Source organism: Cyclobacterium sp. SOCE241 (genome assembly GCF_056867545.1).
In genome coordinates this window covers 3010198-3027679 of sequence record NZ_CP149779.1, presented here as the reverse complement: position 1 = coordinate 3027679, position 17482 = coordinate 3010198, and the positions used below count along the sequence as shown (strand labels likewise).

General features: G+C 38.9%; 17 protein-coding genes and 5 pseudogenes. 16 read left to right on the top strand and 6 right to left on the bottom strand.

Annotated elements, in window-relative coordinates; translation table 11 throughout:
* The first annotated feature begins 134 nt into the window (after positions 1–134).
* From WG932_RS15125 to WG932_RS15115, 3 genes and pseudogenes are all read left to right on the top strand, one after another.
* A pseudogene (locus WG932_RS15125) lies at positions 135–1201 on the top strand (M42 family metallopeptidase).
* A gap of 70 nt (positions 1202–1271) precedes the next feature.
* Entirely contained in the window at positions 1272–1418 is a 147-nt protein-coding gene (locus WG932_RS15120; protein WP_483088508.1) for a hypothetical protein, read from the top strand.
* Positions 1405–2250, top strand: coding sequence for a 2-hydroxyacid dehydrogenase (locus WG932_RS15115; RefSeq protein ID WP_483088507.1), 846 nt, complete (start codon positions 1405–1407; stop codon positions 2248–2250). Before WG932_RS15120 ends, WG932_RS15115 begins: the two co-directional genes overlap by 14 nt.
* Positions 2251–2257: 7 nt before the next feature.
* On the opposite strand, the gene WG932_RS15110 is transcribed toward WG932_RS15115, so the two are convergent.
* Both WG932_RS15110 and WG932_RS15105 read right to left on the bottom strand, forming a co-directional pair.
* A complete protein-coding gene (locus tag WG932_RS15110) occupies positions 2258–2701 on the bottom strand; it encodes a ZIP family metal transporter (RefSeq protein WP_483088506.1) in 444 nt (147 codons plus the stop codon).
* A 25-nt stretch (positions 2702–2726) separates the two neighbouring features.
* The gene (locus tag WG932_RS15105) at positions 2727–3074 is read right to left on the bottom strand and encodes a ZIP family metal transporter (protein WP_483088505.1); all 348 of its coding nucleotides are present in this window, start codon (positions 3072–3074) and stop codon (positions 2727–2729) included.
* Between the two features lie 200 nt (positions 3075–3274).
* On the opposite strand from WG932_RS15105, the gene WG932_RS15100 reads away from it, so the two are divergent.
* The 7 genes from WG932_RS15100 (at position 3275) to WG932_RS15070 (ending at position 7261) form a co-directional block, all read left to right on the top strand.
* Complete coding sequence (locus WG932_RS15100; RefSeq protein WP_483088504.1) at positions 3275–3739, top strand: metal-dependent transcriptional regulator; 465 nt, start codon at positions 3275–3277, stop codon at positions 3737–3739.
* On the top strand, positions 3736–3924 hold the full coding sequence (locus WG932_RS15095) for a FeoA domain-containing protein (RefSeq protein ID WP_483088653.1): 189 nt from the start codon (positions 3736–3738) through the stop codon (positions 3922–3924). The genes WG932_RS15100 and WG932_RS15095 overlap by 4 nt, the downstream gene beginning before the upstream one ends.
* A 6-nt stretch (positions 3925–3930) precedes the next feature.
* Positions 3931–4632, top strand: a complete 702-nt coding sequence (locus tag WG932_RS15090) for a 2-C-methyl-D-erythritol 4-phosphate cytidylyltransferase (RefSeq protein WP_014018900.1) — start codon at positions 3931–3933, stop codon at positions 4630–4632.
* A 107-nt stretch (positions 4633–4739) separates the two neighbouring features.
* Entirely contained in the window at positions 4740–4955 is a 216-nt protein-coding gene (locus WG932_RS15085; protein WP_483088503.1) for a LiaF transmembrane domain-containing protein, read from the top strand.
* Positions 4956–4963: 8 nt separating this feature from the next.
* Positions 4964–5476: a hypothetical protein gene (locus WG932_RS15080; RefSeq protein WP_483088502.1), complete on the top strand. Its 513-nt coding sequence runs from the start codon at positions 4964–4966 to the stop codon at positions 5474–5476.
* Positions 5477–5489: 13 nt separating this feature from the next.
* On the top strand, positions 5490–6533 hold the full coding sequence (locus WG932_RS15075) for a sensor histidine kinase (protein WP_483088501.1): 1044 nt from the start codon (positions 5490–5492) through the stop codon (positions 6531–6533).
* Positions 6530–7261, top strand: a complete 732-nt coding sequence (locus WG932_RS15070) for a LytR/AlgR family response regulator transcription factor (protein ID WP_483088500.1) — start codon at positions 6530–6532, stop codon at positions 7259–7261. Before WG932_RS15075 ends, WG932_RS15070 begins: the two co-directional genes overlap by 4 nt.
* A 41-nt stretch (positions 7262–7302) precedes the next feature.
* On the opposite strand, the gene WG932_RS15065 is transcribed toward WG932_RS15070, so the two are convergent.
* Together WG932_RS15065 and WG932_RS15060 are read right to left on the bottom strand one after the other, a co-directional pair.
* A complete protein-coding gene (locus tag WG932_RS15065; protein ID WP_010855875.1) occupies positions 7303–7524 on the bottom strand; it encodes a DUF2795 domain-containing protein in 222 nt (73 codons plus the stop codon).
* A 111-nt stretch (positions 7525–7635) separates the two neighbouring features.
* A complete protein-coding gene (locus WG932_RS15060; RefSeq protein WP_483088499.1) occupies positions 7636–8850 on the bottom strand; it encodes a DUF349 domain-containing protein in 1215 nt (404 codons plus the stop codon).
* Between the two features lie 129 nt (positions 8851–8979).
* Here WG932_RS15060 and ettA point away from each other — a divergent pair.
* Both ettA and WG932_RS15050 read left to right on the top strand, forming a co-directional pair.
* Positions 8980–10658 (top strand): annotated as a pseudogene (gene ettA / locus WG932_RS15055) (energy-dependent translational throttle protein EttA).
* Positions 10659–10820: 162 nt separating this feature from the next.
* Positions 10821–12184 (top strand): annotated as a pseudogene (locus tag WG932_RS15050) (pyridoxal phosphate-dependent aminotransferase).
* On the opposite strand, the gene WG932_RS15045 reads toward WG932_RS15050, so the two are convergent.
* On the bottom strand, positions 12116–12775 hold the full coding sequence (locus WG932_RS15045) for a zinc dependent phospholipase C family protein (protein ID WP_483088498.1): 660 nt from the start codon (positions 12773–12775) through the stop codon (positions 12116–12118). The pseudogene WG932_RS15050 and the gene WG932_RS15045 sit on opposite strands and share 69 nt — an antisense overlap.
* Entirely contained in the window at positions 12700–13095 is a 396-nt protein-coding gene (locus tag WG932_RS15040; protein ID WP_483088497.1) for a phospholipase C/P1 nuclease family protein, read from the bottom strand. The genes WG932_RS15045 and WG932_RS15040 overlap by 76 nt, the downstream gene beginning before the upstream one ends.
* 177 nt (positions 13096–13272) lie before the next feature.
* Between WG932_RS15040 and rpsT the strand changes: the two genes are divergently transcribed.
* The 4 genes and pseudogenes from rpsT (at position 13273) to pheT (ending at position 17482) form a co-directional block, all read left to right on the top strand.
* Positions 13273–13524, top strand: a complete 252-nt coding sequence (gene rpsT, locus WG932_RS15035) for a 30S ribosomal protein S20 (RefSeq protein WP_041934949.1) — start codon at positions 13273–13275, stop codon at positions 13522–13524.
* Positions 13525–13699: 175 nt separating this feature from the next.
* Positions 13700–14395 (top strand): RadC family protein, encoded by a 696-nt coding sequence (radC, locus tag WG932_RS15030; RefSeq protein WP_483088496.1) that lies wholly within the window; start codon positions 13700–13702, stop codon positions 14393–14395.
* Positions 14396–14401: 6 nt separating this feature from the next.
* A pseudogene (locus tag WG932_RS15025) lies at positions 14402–15017 on the top strand (DUF1684 domain-containing protein).
* 213 nt (positions 15018–15230) lie between these two features.
* Positions 15231–17482, top strand: a pseudogene (gene pheT / locus WG932_RS15020) (phenylalanine--tRNA ligase subunit beta).

Here is a 17482-nt window from a genome sequence, read left to right as displayed (position 1 = left end):
GCGCTATCAATCTTGTTTGTAACTTTATCCCGATTGATTAACCGAATAGCTTCGATTGCACTTTAACTTTAGTCAGTTATTGGATTAATGGCAGCTATTTTGTGGTCAAGCACCAGATACAATTAAAACACAATATGAATACTAACGAAAAATTTCTTTACAAATACCTAAACAATGCCTCTCCAACAGGTTTTGAAGCTTCCGGCCAGCAAATTTGGTTGGATTATATTAAACCTTTTGTGGATGATTATTTTACAGATGCTTATGGAACTGCAGTGGGGGTGATCAATCCTGATGCAAAATTTAAGGTTGTCATCGAAGCGCATGCGGATGAAATTAGCTGGTTCGTAAATTACATTACTCCGGAGGGATACATTTATGTGATAAGAAATGGAGGATCAGACCATATGATTGCCCCTTCGATGCGTGTCAATATTCATACAGACAAAGGTGTGGTGCCCGGGGTTTTCGGCTGGCCGGCCATACATGTCAGAGACAAAGCGAAAGAAGAGACGCCTAAAATGGAAAATATTTTCATTGATATTGGAGCCAGGTCAAAAGAGGAAGTACTGGAAATGGGTGTTCACGTAGGAAGTGTCATTACTTTTAATGACGAGTTGACTGAATTGAATAAAAAATTCTATTCGGGAGGGCTCTTGACAATCGCATTGGTGGATACATGATTGCAGAAGTGGCTAGATTATTGAAGGAGCAAAAAGTGGAATTACCGTTTGGCTTGTATATAGTCAATGCCGTGCAGGAAGAAATAGGCTTAAGGGGAGCAGAGATGATTGCCGCTAGGATCAAGCCTGATGTAGCTATCATCACGGATGTTTGTCATGATACTACCGCACCCATGTACAGTAAAATTGCCAGCGGTGATTATACAGCCGGTAAAGGCCCTGTATTAACCTGTGGAGCAGCAGTGCATAAGAAGTTATTGGATTTGATTATCGATAGTGCAAAGAAAGAAGACATTCCTTTTCAAAGATCTGCTTCATCTAGGAGTACGGGAACTGATACTGATGCTTTTGCCTACTCAAATGGAGGAGTGCCGGCAGCTTTGATTTCATTGCCTTTAAAATACATGCATACCACTGTAGAAACAGCCAGTAAGGAGGATATTAAAAACGTAATAGATTTGATGATAGCTTTCTTAAAAGATTTTGACCTAAATTTTGATTTTAGGTATGTGAAGTAAATTACAATAAAGGCGGGATATCCCGCCTTTATTAATTGTTGTACACCTTTTTGTGATAAACTCAAGATTCATGAAAGTTTTTATAAATAAGATAATTCCCGAGGTTGGATTTAAATTGCTTGAAGAGGCAGGCATTGAATATACTGTATGGAAAGAGAAACCTATATTGGATAGAGGTCAAGCCATTCAGTTTTGCAAAGGCCATGATGCTTTTTAAGCGTTGGTCAGGCTGGATTGGATGCAGATTTTTCAAGGAATGCAATCACCTAAAGGTGGTGGCACTTCATTCAGTTGGGTTTGACGGTGTCGATATAAAAGCAGCAACGGCAAACGGAATACCTATAGGTAATACTCCCAATGTATTGAACAAAGCAACAGCTGAAACGGCGCTCTTATTGATGCTAACCGTAGCAAGAAGAGCACTATTTCTACATAAAAAAATAAAAAAAGGTCAGTGGGGAGCCTCTCAACCTACCCAAGATCTTGGTTTTGACTTGGCCGGAAAGACCTTAGGAATTGTAGGTTTAGGAAGAATTGGAACAGAGTTGGCCAAGATTTGTTCCCAGTCTTGGGGGATGAAAATCCTCTACCATAACCGAGGAGTCAATGCGCAAGCTGAACAAGAACTGGGAGCCAAACTTGTCAGTATGGATGAGCTTTTGGCAAAAAGCGATGTAGTTTCTGTGCATACAGCTTTGACCCCGGAAACCAAAGGTATGTTTGGTATGGAGCAATTCAAGAAAATGAAGTCTTCAGCGATCTTTATCAATACAGCCCGTGGAGGTGTACATAAGGAGGATGAACTTATTGAAGCTTTGAAAAAGCAGGTTATTTGGGGAGCAGGCTTGGATGTTACCAATCCGGAGCCCATGTCTAAAGATAATCCTTTATTGGAAATGGACAATGCTGTAGTCTTTCCGCACATTGGATCTGCGACAAAGGAAACCAGAGATAAAATGTCCACATGTGCTGTTGAGAATATCATTGCCGGACTAAATGGAGATCCTCTGCCATATCCTGTTAATCCGGAAGTACAACAGGGGAGGTAAATTTTATTTATCCAAGCGCCACATCTAAGACCATCATGATGATAAAACCACCGATGAAGCCCATAGTGGCCAAGTCGGTGTTTCCATCCTGCTGCGATTCAGGAACTACCTCCTCAATTACTACAAATATCATGGCTCCGGCAGCAAAGGCCAAAGCATAGGGAAGTATAGGGGTGAAAATGGAAACAGCTACGGCACCCAATACCCCTGCAATGGGTTCAACCAAAGCGGAAGCTTGCCCCATCATAAAACTTTTCCTTCTGCTTAATCCCATTCTTCTTAGAGGAACGGCTACAGCTATTCCTTCAGGAAGGTTTTGCAAACCTATTCCTATGGCAAGAATCAAAGCACCGGCAATACTGGCCTCGGGAACACCGGAGGCAGCCCCACCAAAAAGTACTCCTACAGCCAAACCTTCAGGGATGTTATGCATGGTGATGGCCAATACCAAAAGGGTTGTTCTTTGCCAAGGTGTTTTAATTCCTTCTGTTTTTTGAAATTGATATGGACATGGGGTAATATCTTATCCAAGACAAAAATAAACATGGAACCGCCAAAAATCCTATGGCGGCAGGAATAACCTTTGCAAAGCTTTCACCCTCAGTCATATTGATGGCAGGGGCCAAGAGGCTCCAAAAACTTGCAGCAATCATCACCCCTCCAGTAAAACCCATCATGGTGTCTAAAAAAGGTCGGTTCAATTTCTTAAAGAAAAATACGAAAGCAGCTCCCACAGCAGTGACAAACCAGGTAAATGTGGTAGCTATAAGTGCGGCATAAGCCGGGGCAATACTACTTAAATAGTCAACGAGGATATCGAACATTCTTTTTCTTTAAAATATATTTCTGTTGCAATTTGGGGATTTCTAAGCTGAGCAAATCTTAAGCCTGTGGAAATCACCTGAAACAGCTTGTTTTTTATGAAATTTATTTTGGATTTAGTCAAGGCAAATTTAAATAGTTAGATTGGTCTAACAAATTTATTTCAATATTTTTTTATCTTTGTTTTGAAATAATTAAAGCAATGAATAACAGCCAATCTATAGAAAATTACTTAAAAGTGATTTTTAACCAAGCCATCGCTTCTGATGATGTCAATACTACAAGTATTGCCCAAGCTCTGGAAGTTAGTCTTCCTTCAGTTAATAGTATGGTAAAGAAATTAGCAGGGATGGGTTTATTGGAGTATGAAAAATACAAACCCCTTAAAATTACAGCGAAAGGAAAAAAGATGGCTGCCATGATCATTAGAAAGCACAGGCTTACAGAAATGTATTTGGTAGAGAAGATGGGCTTTGGTTGGGAAGAAGTGCATGAAATCGCAGAACAGTTGGAGCACATCCAATCAACTGCCTTTTTGAAAGAATGGATGAAATTCTTGGTTACCCTGAGAGGGATCCACACGGGTCCCCAATTCCAACAAGTACCGGGGAAATTGCCACTCAAAAGTTTAGGTTACTTTCTGATTGTCAGCCGGAGGAGTTGGTGACTCTAAAGGCACTTAGCAAGACCTCAGATGAATTTTTAAAATACCTGAATAGTAAAGGACTGGCATTAGGAGTTGAAGTGGAAGTTTTAGAAGTGGAGCCTTACGATAAAAACATGACGGTATCCTACGGGGGACAAAAAGAAGTTTTATCGGCATTGGTGTGTTCCAAGCTTTTGGTAAGTTAATAAGGTATGAAGAATAATCAGGTTAAATATGCGGTAATTGTGGCTGGTGGTTCAGGTGTCCGGATGGGCGGAGAAGTAGCCAAGCAATTCCTGCCGATTGGAGGCTTGCCTGTATTAATGCATACCTTACAAGTGTTTTATGACTACGATACCGACTTAAATTTGATTTTGGTTTTGCCGAACAGCCAATTCGACTATTGGGAAAAACTTTGTGTAGAATATAATTTCAATGTACCTCATCAATTGATTCAAGGTGGGGCAAGTAGGTTTGGGTCCGTCAAAAATGGATTGAATAGTATTCCTGATAATGAAGCTGGCTTGGTGGCCATTCATGATGGTGTCAGGCCTTTTGTTTCAGAAAAGGTGATCCATGAAAGTTACCTGACTGCAGCCAAAGAAGGGAGTGCCATTGCTGTGGTAGATTTGAAAGATTCAATCAGGAAGGTTAAGGCCAATGGAAGTTCTCAGTTTAAGAATAGAGACGAATTTCGATTGGTACAGACCCCACAAACTTTTCAACTGGCAAGGATAAAGTCAGCTTTTTTAACAGAAGAAAAGCCTTATTTTACGGATGACGCTACCGTATATGAAAACATGGGATGGGAAGTTCGACTGATCATGGGAAATAGAGAAAATATCAAGCTGACTACCCCAGAAGATTTAAGCTACGCTAGTTTTTTATTGGCTGAAAAGGGAAAAATCATTTAACCGTAAAAATAGGTCGTTTAACGGTATTATTTTTTCCTTAACCGATATGGTTTTTGAAAAGAAGTTCGATTGTAAGACCTTTCGTTCATTATTAAAAAACTAAAATCATGAATGGAAAAAGAAATGGTAATTTTGTATTAGGAGTCATCATTTTAGTGGTTGGCTCACTGCTTTTACTCAAACAGATGGGCTTGTTTATACCATACTGGGTATTTTCATGGCCAATGATTCTTATTGCAATAGGTATTTATACAGGTTACAAAAACAGGTTTCAGAGTACTGGCTCAGTCGTTATAATCTTAATTGGAGGTTTTTTCTGCTGAAAGACTTTATGTTTTTACCTTTCCATATTGGGCCTATGCTGTTACCCATCGGTTTAATTTTATTGGGGCTTTATATTATTTTTAAAAAGAATAGAAACAAATCTTTTAATTTGAAAGGTTGGGAAGAAGGCTTTGATAAAAGTACTGCTGAGAATGAAAAAGTCTTTGGTAAGTACAGCTCCGACTTTGTCAATGTAGATGCTTTTCTAACCGGAATTAAAAGAAAAGTAATGAGCAAGAATTTTAAAGGAGGGGACGTCACCTCTGTATTTGGAGGAGCAGACATTGACTTAATGCATGCGGATATCCAGGATCAAGCAGTATTGAAAGTCTCAGTTGCTTTTGGGGGACTCAAACTCATTGTTCCACCCCACTGGGACGTACAGTTGGGTGTGTCCAATTTGGCAGCCGGAATAGATGATAAGAGATATGCGCAACAAGGGGTTGCTCAAAATGCCGACAAAAAATTAATCATCACAGGTTCAGTGATTTTTGGTGGAATAGAAATCACTTCCTACTAAAATTAGGTCCACTATGGAAAAGTCACCTGAATTCTTAAAAATCAATGAAAATAGTAAGGATCAGGTGATTTTTCTTTTGATGGTTTTCGCAGGTACTTTTCTTACTGCTTATTTGGAGCAGGGTAATGTAGAATGGAGTATTGCTGATGGTCTGATAAGTGCTTTTACGTTTGGTCTGGGAGCTATCCTTATCAAGCTAATGTTAAATTACTATCCTGTTGGAGAGGTTAAAAGTTGGCCAACCCTGTTATTTTCCCTTGTGTTAGCAGCTTTACTTACCTATGGGAATCAAATTTTGTGGGAGTCAGGCTGGTTAGTTTTTGCAGAGGATAAAATCGTTTATGGAGATACTGTTCCATTAAGAATTTGCATTGGAACATGGCTCTTACATTTGGTAGGTATAAATGTGCTATCCTATAGGTCAAGTAGCAAAGATTTTAATAAGCTGCAGCATGAAGAGAGTCGCCAAAAATTATCTACTGATGCAGAGCTACATTATTTAAGACAGCAAATGCAGCCTCACTTCCTTTTTAATAGTTTGAATTCGATTAATGCCCTATTAAAAAGAGATCCGGAGAAAGCTCGTAATATGGTTCAGGGACTGGCTGAATATTATAGAAAAAACCTGAAGTCCGATTCAAAAGAATGGACTGATTTAGCGAGTGAGATGGAGGCTATAACTCAATATTTTTATTTGGAAAAAATCCGTTTTGGTCATAGGCTTAGTTATGAAATAACGATACCTAAAAGTATTTCAACCTTAAAGTTACCTTCTCTGTTGCTCCAGACTTTAGTAGAAAATGCTGTGAAACATGGTTTGTATGGTGTCACCGGAGAAGTTTTAATTCAGATTGAGGCAAGTCAAAAATTGGATTGTCTAGAGGTGACAGTAACAAATCCCAGTGACGAAAATTCTAAAAAAGCATCAGGAACCGGCTTTGGTTTAGAAAGTTTGGAAAGGAGATTGTTTTTGATATTTGGGAGGAAGGATTTATTGGATTACAGCCAAAGCGATGGTCATTTTACTGCTACTTTAAAAATCCCACAAATTAAATGATACGTTGTATTATTGTAGATGATGAGCCATTGGCTCAAGATTTACTTCAAGATTATTTAGAAGATTTTCCTGACCTCAAAGTGGTAGGGCGGTTTAACGACGGGTTTGAGGCCTTTAAAGGAATTGGAGAACTTCAACCTGACTTGGTATTTCTTGATATTGAAATGCCCAAAATCACCGGTTTTGAATTGGTAGAGCTATTAGAAGAGCCTCCAAAGATAATTTTCACTACAGCATATGACAATTATGCCATCAAGGCTTTTGAATTACAGGCGGTGGATTATTTGCTAAAGCCATTCTCTAAAGAAAGACTGGGTCAAGCTATTCAACGGGTAAGTATAGCACCTAATGATTCATCTAAATTGACAAGATTAAAAGAGGAAATGCCATCAGAGGGATTTCTGACCAGGGTTGTGGTAAAGACCGGTAACAGGATTGAGGTTTTGCAGGAAGCCAATATTGCCTCCATTAGTGCCGATGGTGACTATGTAAAGATCAACTCAGCAGGAAAACAGTTCCTAAAATTAGGAACCATGTCCTACTTTGAAAAAATGCTTGATCCCCAAAACTTCACTCGCATCCATCGATCACATATTGTGAATATTTCAGCAATAAGTAAAATAGAGCCTTACCAAAAGGAAAACTATTTGGTGTTTCTTAAAGACAATACCCAATTGCCGGTGAGCAAAAAGGGCATGATAAAACTTAAAAAAGCCTTAAGGATATAAGGCAGTGAAAAAGCCTTCACTTAATAGAGAAGGCTTGATAATTAATATTCATCTTCATTAAAGAAGAAATCGTCTTTTGTTGGATAATCCGGCCATATTTCCTCGATATTTTCATAAGGTTCTCCGTCGTCCTCAAGCTCTTGGAGGTTTTCGACAACCTCTAACGGTGCTCCAGAGCGAATAGCAAAATCAATTAACTCATCCTTGGTGGCTGGCCACGGAGCGTCTTCCAGATAGGAGGCAAGTTCTAAAGTCCAATACATAATCTACACAATTTTAAAGATCCCCTTAAAGGGGTGCAAAAATAGAAATACTTTCTTAAACTAAAACATTTACGGATTAATTGTTTGTAAGTTCTTTTAAAATACTGTTTTTCACATCGACTTTTCTTTTATGGGCGGCAATTTTTTTCTCATTATGTGATCAAATTCGCCTTCCTGACTTCTAAAGTTCTCAGCATTTTCCCTTACAGTGACAAGTTCTCTTTGATCTCGGGCAATAAGATCTTTCAAAAGGTTTATTTTTAAGGAATTTTGCTCCGTTTCAGGCATTTCAGCAAACCCTTCATATTTTGAATGACAAAGTTTGTCAAGAAATGATTTCTCAAAGATTATTTCTGAAAAGAATACGAAAGAGCCAATACTTTGTTGTGCATTTCTTGGTTTTTTTGGAGGAAGCTTTTTCCATTCTCCCTGTAATTTTTTCGCTTGGTTCAATTTGCTTTCATTTACTTCTCCTTTGGAAAGAAGTCGCATTTCTTCAGCCCATCGATCAATTTTCTTAATCATTAACCCGGGGCTGATGGTGGGCATGCTTTGACTCATGCGCTTGTATTTGCTGAAAATACGGTTATTGATTTTAGAAAACTCATCCCAAATGGGTTGCCTTTTTGATGCGGGAACCCGACCTGAAGTTTTCCACTCTTTCTGTATTCTCTTGCTTATTTCAAAGGCAGTCTTTACATCTGCCAAATTGTATGCTTCCCTAGCGCGTTCTAATAGATTTTCGTAGACTTTGATGTTTTGCTCTGCTTGCAAAGCTAGCCCATCAAAATAATTTTTACGATTGCCGTAGAAAACATCGAGGATGTCTTGGAATTTTTTGTTGATTTCTTCTTCCAATTCCTTTTCTACAGGACCTGTTTTTAGCCATTTGAGCTTTAGCTCTTTAAAAACCTCAGAAGTTTCTTTCCAGTCAGTGCTGTCCTTGTAGGTTTCAGCCTCTTGGATAAGTTCATTCTTTATTTCTAAATTTTTCTGTCGATTGGATTGTATGATTTCTTCCAAATAGGCTTCCTGTTCTTCAAGTTCTTTGATTAGCTCAGGAAAATCCCCAAGTCCGTCATAGGACATTAATGAGGACTTAAGGTGAATGAGTTTCATCAAGAAAGAGCCTTTGTTTTGGTTTTCCTGAATGTCACTTTTTAATTTTTCTACCTTTTGTTTTACGGTGTCAAATCTACCCTCAAAATAGCGAAAGGTGGAAGCTTCATCTTCTTTAACCTCTCCTATCACACGATCTTCTTGGCCTAAGAAGCCCTTCAAGTAGATTTTGTCTCCTATAATATATCCAAATGGATGTTCAGTCATGATTAAAAGGTTGGTTGCAAATATTTAGTGGTTTGACGTATTTCTGCAAATTAATTAAATATGGTTCATTTATCCTAAGAAAGCCGATTTTTTACCATCTTTGCTTTTTAAATTAAACATAAATCAACCATGAGTAATGAAAAAATAATTTTTTCTATGGCGGGAGTTTCCAAAGTTTACCCTCCACAGAAAAAAGTACTTAAAGATATTTACCTTTCGTTTTTTTATGGTGCCAAAATAGGCGTTCTAGGACTTAATGGCTCTGGAAAAAGTTCCTTGCTGAAAATAATTGCCGGAATGGAAACCGAATACCAAGGTGAAGTGGTGTGGTCCCCGGGATACTCTGTAGGTATGTTACAACAAGAGCCGGTATTAGACCCTACTAAAACGGTAAAAGAAGTAGTGGAAGAGGCTGTTAGTGATACCGTTAACCTTTTGAAAGAGTTTGAGCAAATTAATGAGAAATTTATGGATCCGGCTGTCATGGAAGATCCGGATGCCATGCAAAAATTGATTGATCAACAAGGTGAGGTTCAGGAAAAATTAGATGCCGCGAATGCTTGGGAATTGGAAACCATGTTGGAAAAAGCAATGGATGCTTTGCGTCTCCCTCCTGCTGATGCCATCGTAGAAAATCTATCCGGAGGGGAGAAAAGAAGAGTGGCTTTATGTAGGTTGCTTTTGCAAGAGCCTGACGTCTTGTTACTAGATGAGCCTACCAACCACTTGGATGCTGAGTCGGTTTTATGGCTTGAACAACATTTAAAAAATTACAAAGGCACAGTAATAGCGGTTACTCACGATCGATATTTTCTAGATAATGTGGCCGGCTGGATTCTAGAACTGGACAGAGGTGAAGGGATACCTTGGAAAGGAAATTATTCGAGTTGGTTAGAGCAAAAGCAAGATCGCTTGAAGCAAGAAGAAAAAACAGAGTCTAAACGGCAGAAGACCCTTGAAAGAGAATTGGAGTGGATCCGGATGTCGCCAAAGGCCAAACAATCCAAAGGTAAGGCAAGGTTGAATGCTTATGATAAGCTTGTGGGTGAAGATGCCAAAGAAAAAGAATCTAAACTTGAACTGTATATTCCTCCGGGACCAAGACTTGGGAGTAAGGTCATAGAAGTCAAAGGGGTTTCGAAAGCTTTTGGAGATAAATTACTATTTGATGACCTCACTTTTTCATTGCCTCAAGGCGGGATTGTAGGAGTGATTGGTCCCAATGGTGCAGGTAAATCCACGCTATTCAATTTAATTACCGGAGATGAAAAACCTGATGCCGGTCATTTTGAAATAGGGGAAACGGTGGAAATAGCTTATGTTGATCAAGAACATGACACCTTGGACCCCAACAAAACTGTATATGAAACAATTTCTGAAGGGAACGAATACGTGCAACTTGGGAACAAAGAAGTGAATTCCAGAGCGTATGTGAGTCGTTTCAATTTTGGGGGGTCTGATCAGGGTAAAAAGGTTGGCGTACTTTCCGGAGGTGAAAGAAATCGGGTTCATTTGGCCATGACTTTGAAAAAGGGAGGAAACCTCTTACTTTTGGATGAGCCTACCAATGATTTGGACGTAAATACCCTAAGAGCGCTGGAAGAAGCCTTGGAGAATTTTGCCGGATGTGCAGTGGTAATCTCTCACGACCGTTGGTTCCTGGATAGAATATGTACTCATATTCTTGCCTTTGAGGGGACAGTAATGTGTATTGGTTTGAAGGCAATTTCTCTGATTATGAGGAAAACAAGAAAAAGCGTTTAGGGGACCTTACGCCGAAACGAATTAAATATAAAAAGCTTAAATAAAAAGCTTTATTAAAAATCCTGTGTTTGTGTTTTCCCTTTGTTATGTTTAGGCGTAGCAAAGGGATTTTTTTATTTGAAGTCTTCCTTTTTTTAAAATATGGTTCAGTTTATTTTCGTTTTTTGTTTCTTTGTGCTTTAAAGCCAGCATCGCATAAAATTATGATGAGACAATTGCTATTGCGCCCGGGCGCTGAAGAATTGAACTATGAAATCAGGGGGATTGTAAAAAAGCAAGACTGATTGAAGATCTTGGGTATGAGATCACCTGGGAAAATATAGGAGATCCTATACAGAAAAACAATACCATACCCACTTGGATGAAGGAAATTGTTTCCGAGCTTGTTCAGGACGATCATAGTTATGGATATGCGGATAGCAAAGGTATGCTTGAAACACGTAAATTTCTAGCCAACCTTAACAACAAAAAAGGAGGGGTAAAAATAGAGGCTGAAGATATCTTGTTTTTCAATGGGTTGGGGGATGGCATAGCCAAGTTGTACCAGTTTCTAACTCCTACAGCACGAATTATTGGGCCTTCACCCGCCTATTCCACTCATAGCTCTGCTGAAGCGGCGCATGCCAATTCAGCACCTTTGACCTATAAGCTAGATCCGGATAACAATTGGTACCCTGACATGGAGGATCTTTACAATAAGGTAAAATACAATTCCTCGGTGGTAGGTATCCTGATTATTAATCCGGACAACCCTACAGGGATGGTATACCCTAGGGAAGTTTTGGATAGATTTGTAGAGATTGCCAGGGAATTTAATCTGTTATTGATCGCAGATGAGATTTATCAAAACATAACCTATAATGGTTATGAGGCTATAAGTCTGGCTGAAATTTTAGGAAATGATTTGCCGGGAATATCCTTAAAAGGTATCTCCAAAGAATTCCCTTGGCCGGGATCTAGGTGTGGCTGGATGGAGTTTTACAACAAACATACTTCAGAAGAATTTACAAAGCTTTGCATAACCCTTGAAAATGCAAAAATGATCGAGGTTTGCTCCACAACGTTACCTCAACTTGCCATACCAAAAATTATGAGTCACCCGGCTTATAAAGATTATAGGATCACGGCAAATGCAGCGATTGGTACCAGAAGCAGAATCATGGAAGAAGTTTTGGGTAATGTAGCGGGCATTAAATTCAATAAAACCAAAGGAGCTTTTTACAATACTGTCATCTTTGATGAAGGGGTGCTGGATGAAGATCAATTCCTTCCTGTGGAAAATAAAGCGATTAAATCCCATTTAGAGAAGTGGTTAGAAGAAAAGGATATGCCAAATGATAAGCGATTTGTTTACAATTTGCTTGCCTCAGAGAGGATATGTGTTGTTCCGGTAAGTTCTTTCTGTTCTGACTTACGAGGATTCAGGGTTACCCTCTTGGAAGAAAACGAGGACGTCTTCCGCAATACTTTCGAAAGGCTTGCCAATAGTATAAATTCTTATTTAAACTCTTCCAAAAAGTGCTTCAGGGTCAGTAAAAAGAGACTGATGTTCCCTGACGTTTTTGATTGAATCCTGAGGTGTCTCAATACTGTCAATTTCAAAAGGTGGTCGAAAGTTAGGTGCCGGATTTGTCAAGTCGGGTTGACCGGCTAGAATCCAGGCGCTGTACCAAAAGTCAGCAATTAGTTTGATCGTCTTTTTCATTTGTCGTTCCACTTGACCGGCCAACATTTGATGGTAAGCGAGGCTGAATGCCTTGGAATAAACCCTGGTGGTAATGCTTCCACGGTTTTCATAACTGTATTTCTGGTCATCGGGAAATTTATCTGTTAATAATTTCTCGAAACTAAAAACCGAATCTAATGCATTATGAGCCACTTCAATGGCTTCCCAAATTTCTTTTCTCGGGTTGGTTAAATATTCGGCTTTCCCCACAAAAAGATCATAATCTTTGGCATAGAGTTCTGGTAGCCTGCTTTCCCAAAAGCCGTGAATTCCATATTGGTTGGTGTTTTGACCATTGTAATTTTCAGTGCTGTGGAGGGGGACATTGATGTCCCCCAAGTAATGACCAAGATCAGCGGCTAGTTTGAGAATGGCTTGGCGGTCTTTTTTTGAAAAGCGTAAGTGAGGTATTGAAAAGTTTGGTAGGTACTCCAAGGGGATATGCCGTTTTTTCTTAGGCTGTCTTCTCCATATATAATTTGAGCCTCTTGCCAAGATTGGGGCAGTTTAAAGATAGCACTGTCACCATACACATCAAGGTCTATATAATGTTTTTCAGCTTCCCCTTGTACCGCATAACGTCTTCTGTCAGGATTAACAGCTTTGTCGGAAATATAGGCTAAATTGGGCTTAAATAGCACCATTAGTTCAGGAGGAAGGGAGAACACAGCTTGACGATTAATCAAGCGATGTGCATAAAATCCCCAAGCAATTACGTCTTGATAATAGATGAAAAATATAAAAATACAAAACAAATAAAGTCGCATATTTTACTTGTTATATAATGTAATCTATGAAAATAGTGAAAAAATCAGAGATTGTAAAATCTTCTATTTCTTCATATTTAAATAATTGTTTTGCAATTAAAAATAAAACAGCTAAATTTGCGATCCAATATTAAGCAAAAAAGGAAAAAGTTAATTATATACAGTATGGCAAATCACAAATCGGCTTTAAAGAGAATTCGTGCAAATGAAGCCAAAAGGTTAAGAAACAGATACCAGGCCAAAACCACCAGGACTTTCATCAAAAGATTGAGAAATACTGAAGACAAGGCGGAAGCTCAGGAGCTCTTAAACCAGGTAAATTCGATGTTGGACAAACTGGCTAAAAAGAATGTTATTCACAAGAATAATGCAGCCAATAAAAAATCCAAATTGACCAAGTTTGTTAATGCCCTATAAGGTCTGTTTGCATTAGATATTTAAACCCTGCTTTAAAGTAGGGTTTTTTTATGCCTATTTTTTTATATTTTTAATGGTATTCCCTATTAAACCAGGTGGTTGGCGTTTGTTTAAGAAACTTGGGATGTATTCTTTAAGGGGTTTTTGGTGTCAATTTTATGTAATCTTTTTGCCTATGGACGATTACCGGTCGATTAGAATATCCGCCTTAGCTGAGGAAGATAGGCCTAGAGAGAAATTGTTGCTTAGAGGAAAGGCACAGCTTTCAGATGCAGAATTAATCGCCATTTTAATAGGCTCTGGTTCAAGAAACCTTAGCGCAGTGGACCTTTCCAAGCATATCTTGCAGAGTGTCAACAACGACCTGGCCCAGTTGGCAAGGTTGTCTGTAAATGATTTAAAGAAATTTAAGGGAATTGGGGAAGCCAAGGCCCTTGGGATAGTAAGTGCATTAGAACTGGGTAGGAGGAGAAAGGAATCTGAGCCTCAGAAGAAAACGAAAATCACCTCATCAGCAGATGTTTACACGCTAATGCGACCTGAGCTGTTAGATGAAACTATAGAGTATTTTTACGTCTTATTTTTGAATCGCAGCAATGTGGTTATCAAAAAACAATTGATTAGCCAGGGAGGCACTTCTGCCACTATTGCAGACCCTAAATTAATTTTTAAATATGCCATGGAAAATCTGGCAAGTGCCATTATATTAGTTCATAATCATCCTTCTGGGAATTTGAAACCATCCGGTGCTGATATTAGTCTTACTAAAAAATTAACCTTGGTAGGTAAAAATTTAGAGCTTCCTGTCTTAGATCATGTGATTTTCACAGATGTTGGCTATTTTAGCTTTGCAGATGAAAGTATGATCTAATTTACTATGAATAAAAAATCTTTATTGTTGGCATTTGTTGGGCTGGTAGTCCTTGGTTCTCTGTTGTATACCTTTACCGGGACCATTGATCCTGAGGTGTATTTAGAAAATATTGCCGCAGAAAGAGAGCGACAGTTTAAGTTCTTAAAGTATAATATTGATTCACCATTAGAAGAAGATCAAAAAAAGACCTTGACCCCTTGGATTTCTATCCTATAGATCCATCCTATAAAGTAAGGGGGAGGTTAGAGCCTGTGCCCAATAAAAGAATCGTGGAAATTCCTATGACAGATGGTACCTTGGAAAGGTATATAAGGCACTCCTTTGTGACGTTTGAATTACAAGGGAAATCCCTCAAACTTCTATTATTGCAAGCAGAAGATGAAGTCGATTTAAGAAACTTTTTTTGGCTTTTGCAGATGGGACAAGTGCTGATGAAACTTATGGTGGTGGGCGTTATATCAATCTTCGTCAGGATGGTTCTAGCTCCATAACCATAGATTTTAATCTTGCTTATAATCCATATTGCGCTTATAACCCCGATTTTGCATGCCCCATTCCTCCAAAAGAAAACATTTTAGAAATCCCTATCAGGGCAGGGGAGAAAAATTACAATAAATAACCTTTAAGTAGAGGGCAATTATTGTAAATTTGTATCTTAGTCAAAACCGTAATAATGAAAATTTCGATCAATCGACTCAAAGATTATATACCGTTCAATCAATCTACTGAAGAAATTGCCGACCTGTTAACTGCCGGAGGCTTGGAAGTAGAGGGAATAACGACCTACGAATCAGTAAAAGGAAGCCTTAAAGGCATAGTAGTTGGAGAAGTGATGAGCTGTGAGCCACACCCCAATGCAGACAAACTTAGACTCACTACAGTAGACTTAGGGGATGAGGTTGTGCCTATCGTTTGTGGTGCGCCTAATGTTGCCAAGGGACAAAAAGTACCGGTAGCCAAAGTTGGGGCTACGCTTTACCCGTCCTCAGGAGAGCCATTTGTAATTAAAAAAGCTAAAATTAGAGGTGAGGTGTCTTTAGGGATGATCTGCGCCGAAGATGAGCTTGGACTGGGGGAAGGACATGAAGGAATTCTTGTTTTAGATACTGCTCTACCGAATGGCAGTCCGGTTGGTCAGTTGTTTGATATCAAGGAAGTAGATGTGCTTGAAATTGGTTTGACCCCAAATCGGGCAGATGCTGCATCCCATCTGGGAGTAGCTAGGGATTTGAAGGCCTTATTAAATAAGGAGTTGGTCTTAAAAGGGGTAGAAAGTTTTGCTGTTGACAATGAGGATAAAATTATTCAGGTAAACGTCGCTGACAATAAAGATTGCCCGAGGTATGCGGGCCTGACTCTTAGCAATGTTAAAGTAGCACCTTCTCCTAAATGGCTTCAGGATTACCTTAAAGCGATCGGGTTGGAGCCAATTAATAATGTGGTAGATGCTACCAATTATATCCTACATGACTTAGGTCAACCTCTTCATGCCTTTGATGCTGATAAAATTCAAGGGGTGAAATCCATGTTAAAAGAATGCCAGCAGGCACAAAGTTTGTTACCCTGGATGGAAAAGAAAGATCCTTGTCCGGAGAAGAGCTGATGATTTGTGACAAGCAAGAAGGACTTTGCATTGCAGGGACCCTTGGTGGGCAGGAATCAGGAGTAATTAGCCAAACAAGTACAATTTTTTTAGAAAGTGCTTGCTTCGGGATGGATGTTGTCCGTAGAGGAGCTCAATTTCATGGGATTAAGACAGATGCTTCTTTCCGTTTTGAAAGAGGTACAGATCCCAATATGCCTGTTTTTGCGCTGAAAATGGCTGCCATGTTGATCAAAGATCTTTCTGGAGCTGTTATTAGCTCTCCTATTACTGATATCTATCCGGAGCCGATAGCGGATTTTGAAATTCCCGTAAGTTATCGACATATAAATCGATTAATTGGTAAAGAAATTGGTAATGAAAAAATTAAGCAGATTCTAGAATCATTGGAAATAAAAGTTACCAATGAAACAGAATTAGGATTTGTGGCCATTGTGAAGCCATATAGGGTGGATGTTACCCGAGAGGCTGATATCATTGAGGAAATTTTGCGAATTTATGGTTTTGAAGCCATTCCGTTAAAAGAAAACTATCAAGCTGACTTCTTGGCTGAGCATCCGGCAAAGGATGCCAATAAGTTACAGTACCGGGTTTCTGAAATGCTTGCAGGTATTGGTTATAGTGAAATGGTTACCAATTCTCTAAGTAAGTCTAGTTATGCAGAGAAGGCCGCTTTCCTTGCACCGGAAAAAGACGTCCTAATTCTAAATAAACTAAGTGAAGACCTGGGTGTGCTCCGACAAAGTCTGGTTTTTACAGGCTTAGAAGTGCTGGCACATAATATCAACAGGAGACAAAAAGACTTGAAATTATTTGAGTTTGGCTCGGTGTATGCTAAAGCAACGGAAGGATATGAAGAAGGGAAAATGTTGTCCATTTTTCTTACCGGTAATGCAAGTCATGAAAATTGGATGCATACAGTAAAACCAGTTGCGTTTACAGATTTGTATGCTGTGGTCGAAGGACTGTTGACAAAATTGAACCTTTCACAGCCTGAAGTAAATGTTATAGAATCCAGCCCATTTTCTTTTGGCTTAAACTTAATAATTAACAAGCAGACTATAGGTACAATAGGTCTTTTGTCTCCGGAGATTTGTAAATTGGCTGATGTGAAGCAAGAAGTTTATTTTGCTGAATTGGATTGGAACAGGCTTAACAAATTGGCTAAATCTCAAGGAAAATTTCAGGAAATTTCGAAATTCCCTGAAGTTAGAAGAGATTTATCTTTAGTAATTGATCAAGAAGTTACTTTTGATCAAATCAGACAAATGGCAACTAAAGTAGGAGGTAAGTTATTGAAAAGAATCAATGTCTTTGACATGTACAAAGGAGATAAATTGGAAGAAGGTAAGAAGGCTTATGCTATGAGTTTTTATCTTCAGGACAATCAGCAAACCCTCACAGACAAGGTGATAGACAAGACCATGAGTAAATTAATGCATACTTTTGAGAAAAATGCCGGTGCTTTGATAAGGAAATAA

Excerpts from the sequence above, each read along its gene's own strand:
- WG932_RS15120 (WP_483088508.1), top strand. The coding sequence starts at position 1,272 with ATGAAAGTTTTTATAAATAAGATAATTCCCGAGGTTGGATTTAAATTG.
- WG932_RS15115 (WP_483088507.1), top strand. The coding sequence starts at position 1,405 with ATGATGCTTTTTAAGCGTTGGTCAGGCTGGATTGGATGCAGATTTTTC.
- WG932_RS15105 (WP_483088505.1), bottom strand. The coding sequence starts at position 3,074 with ATGTTCGATATCCTCGTTGACTATTTAAGTAGTATTGCCCCGGCTTAT.
- WG932_RS15100 (WP_483088504.1), top strand. The coding sequence starts at position 3,275 with ATGAATAACAGCCAATCTATAGAAAATTACTTAAAAGTGATTTTTAAC.
- WG932_RS15090 (WP_014018900.1), top strand. The coding sequence starts at position 3,931 with ATGAAGAATAATCAGGTTAAATATGCGGTAATTGTGGCTGGTGGTTCA.
- WG932_RS15085 (WP_483088503.1), top strand. The coding sequence starts at position 4,740 with ATGAATGGAAAAAGAAATGGTAATTTTGTATTAGGAGTCATCATTTTA.
- WG932_RS15080 (WP_483088502.1), top strand. The coding sequence starts at position 4,964 with ATGTTTTTACCTTTCCATATTGGGCCTATGCTGTTACCCATCGGTTTA.
- WG932_RS15075 (WP_483088501.1), top strand. The coding sequence starts at position 5,490 with ATGGAAAAGTCACCTGAATTCTTAAAAATCAATGAAAATAGTAAGGAT.
- WG932_RS15070 (WP_483088500.1), top strand. The coding sequence starts at position 6,530 with ATGATACGTTGTATTATTGTAGATGATGAGCCATTGGCTCAAGATTTA.
- WG932_RS15065 (WP_010855875.1), bottom strand. The coding sequence starts at position 7,524 with ATGTATTGGACTTTAGAACTTGCCTCCTATCTGGAAGACGCTCCGTGG.
- WG932_RS15060 (WP_483088499.1), bottom strand. The coding sequence starts at position 8,850 with ATGACTGAACATCCATTTGGATATATTATAGGAGACAAAATCTACTTG.
- rpsT (WP_041934949.1), top strand. The coding sequence starts at position 13,273 with ATGGCAAATCACAAATCGGCTTTAAAGAGAATTCGTGCAAATGAAGCC.
- radC (WP_483088496.1), top strand. The coding sequence starts at position 13,700 with ATGGACGATTACCGGTCGATTAGAATATCCGCCTTAGCTGAGGAAGAT.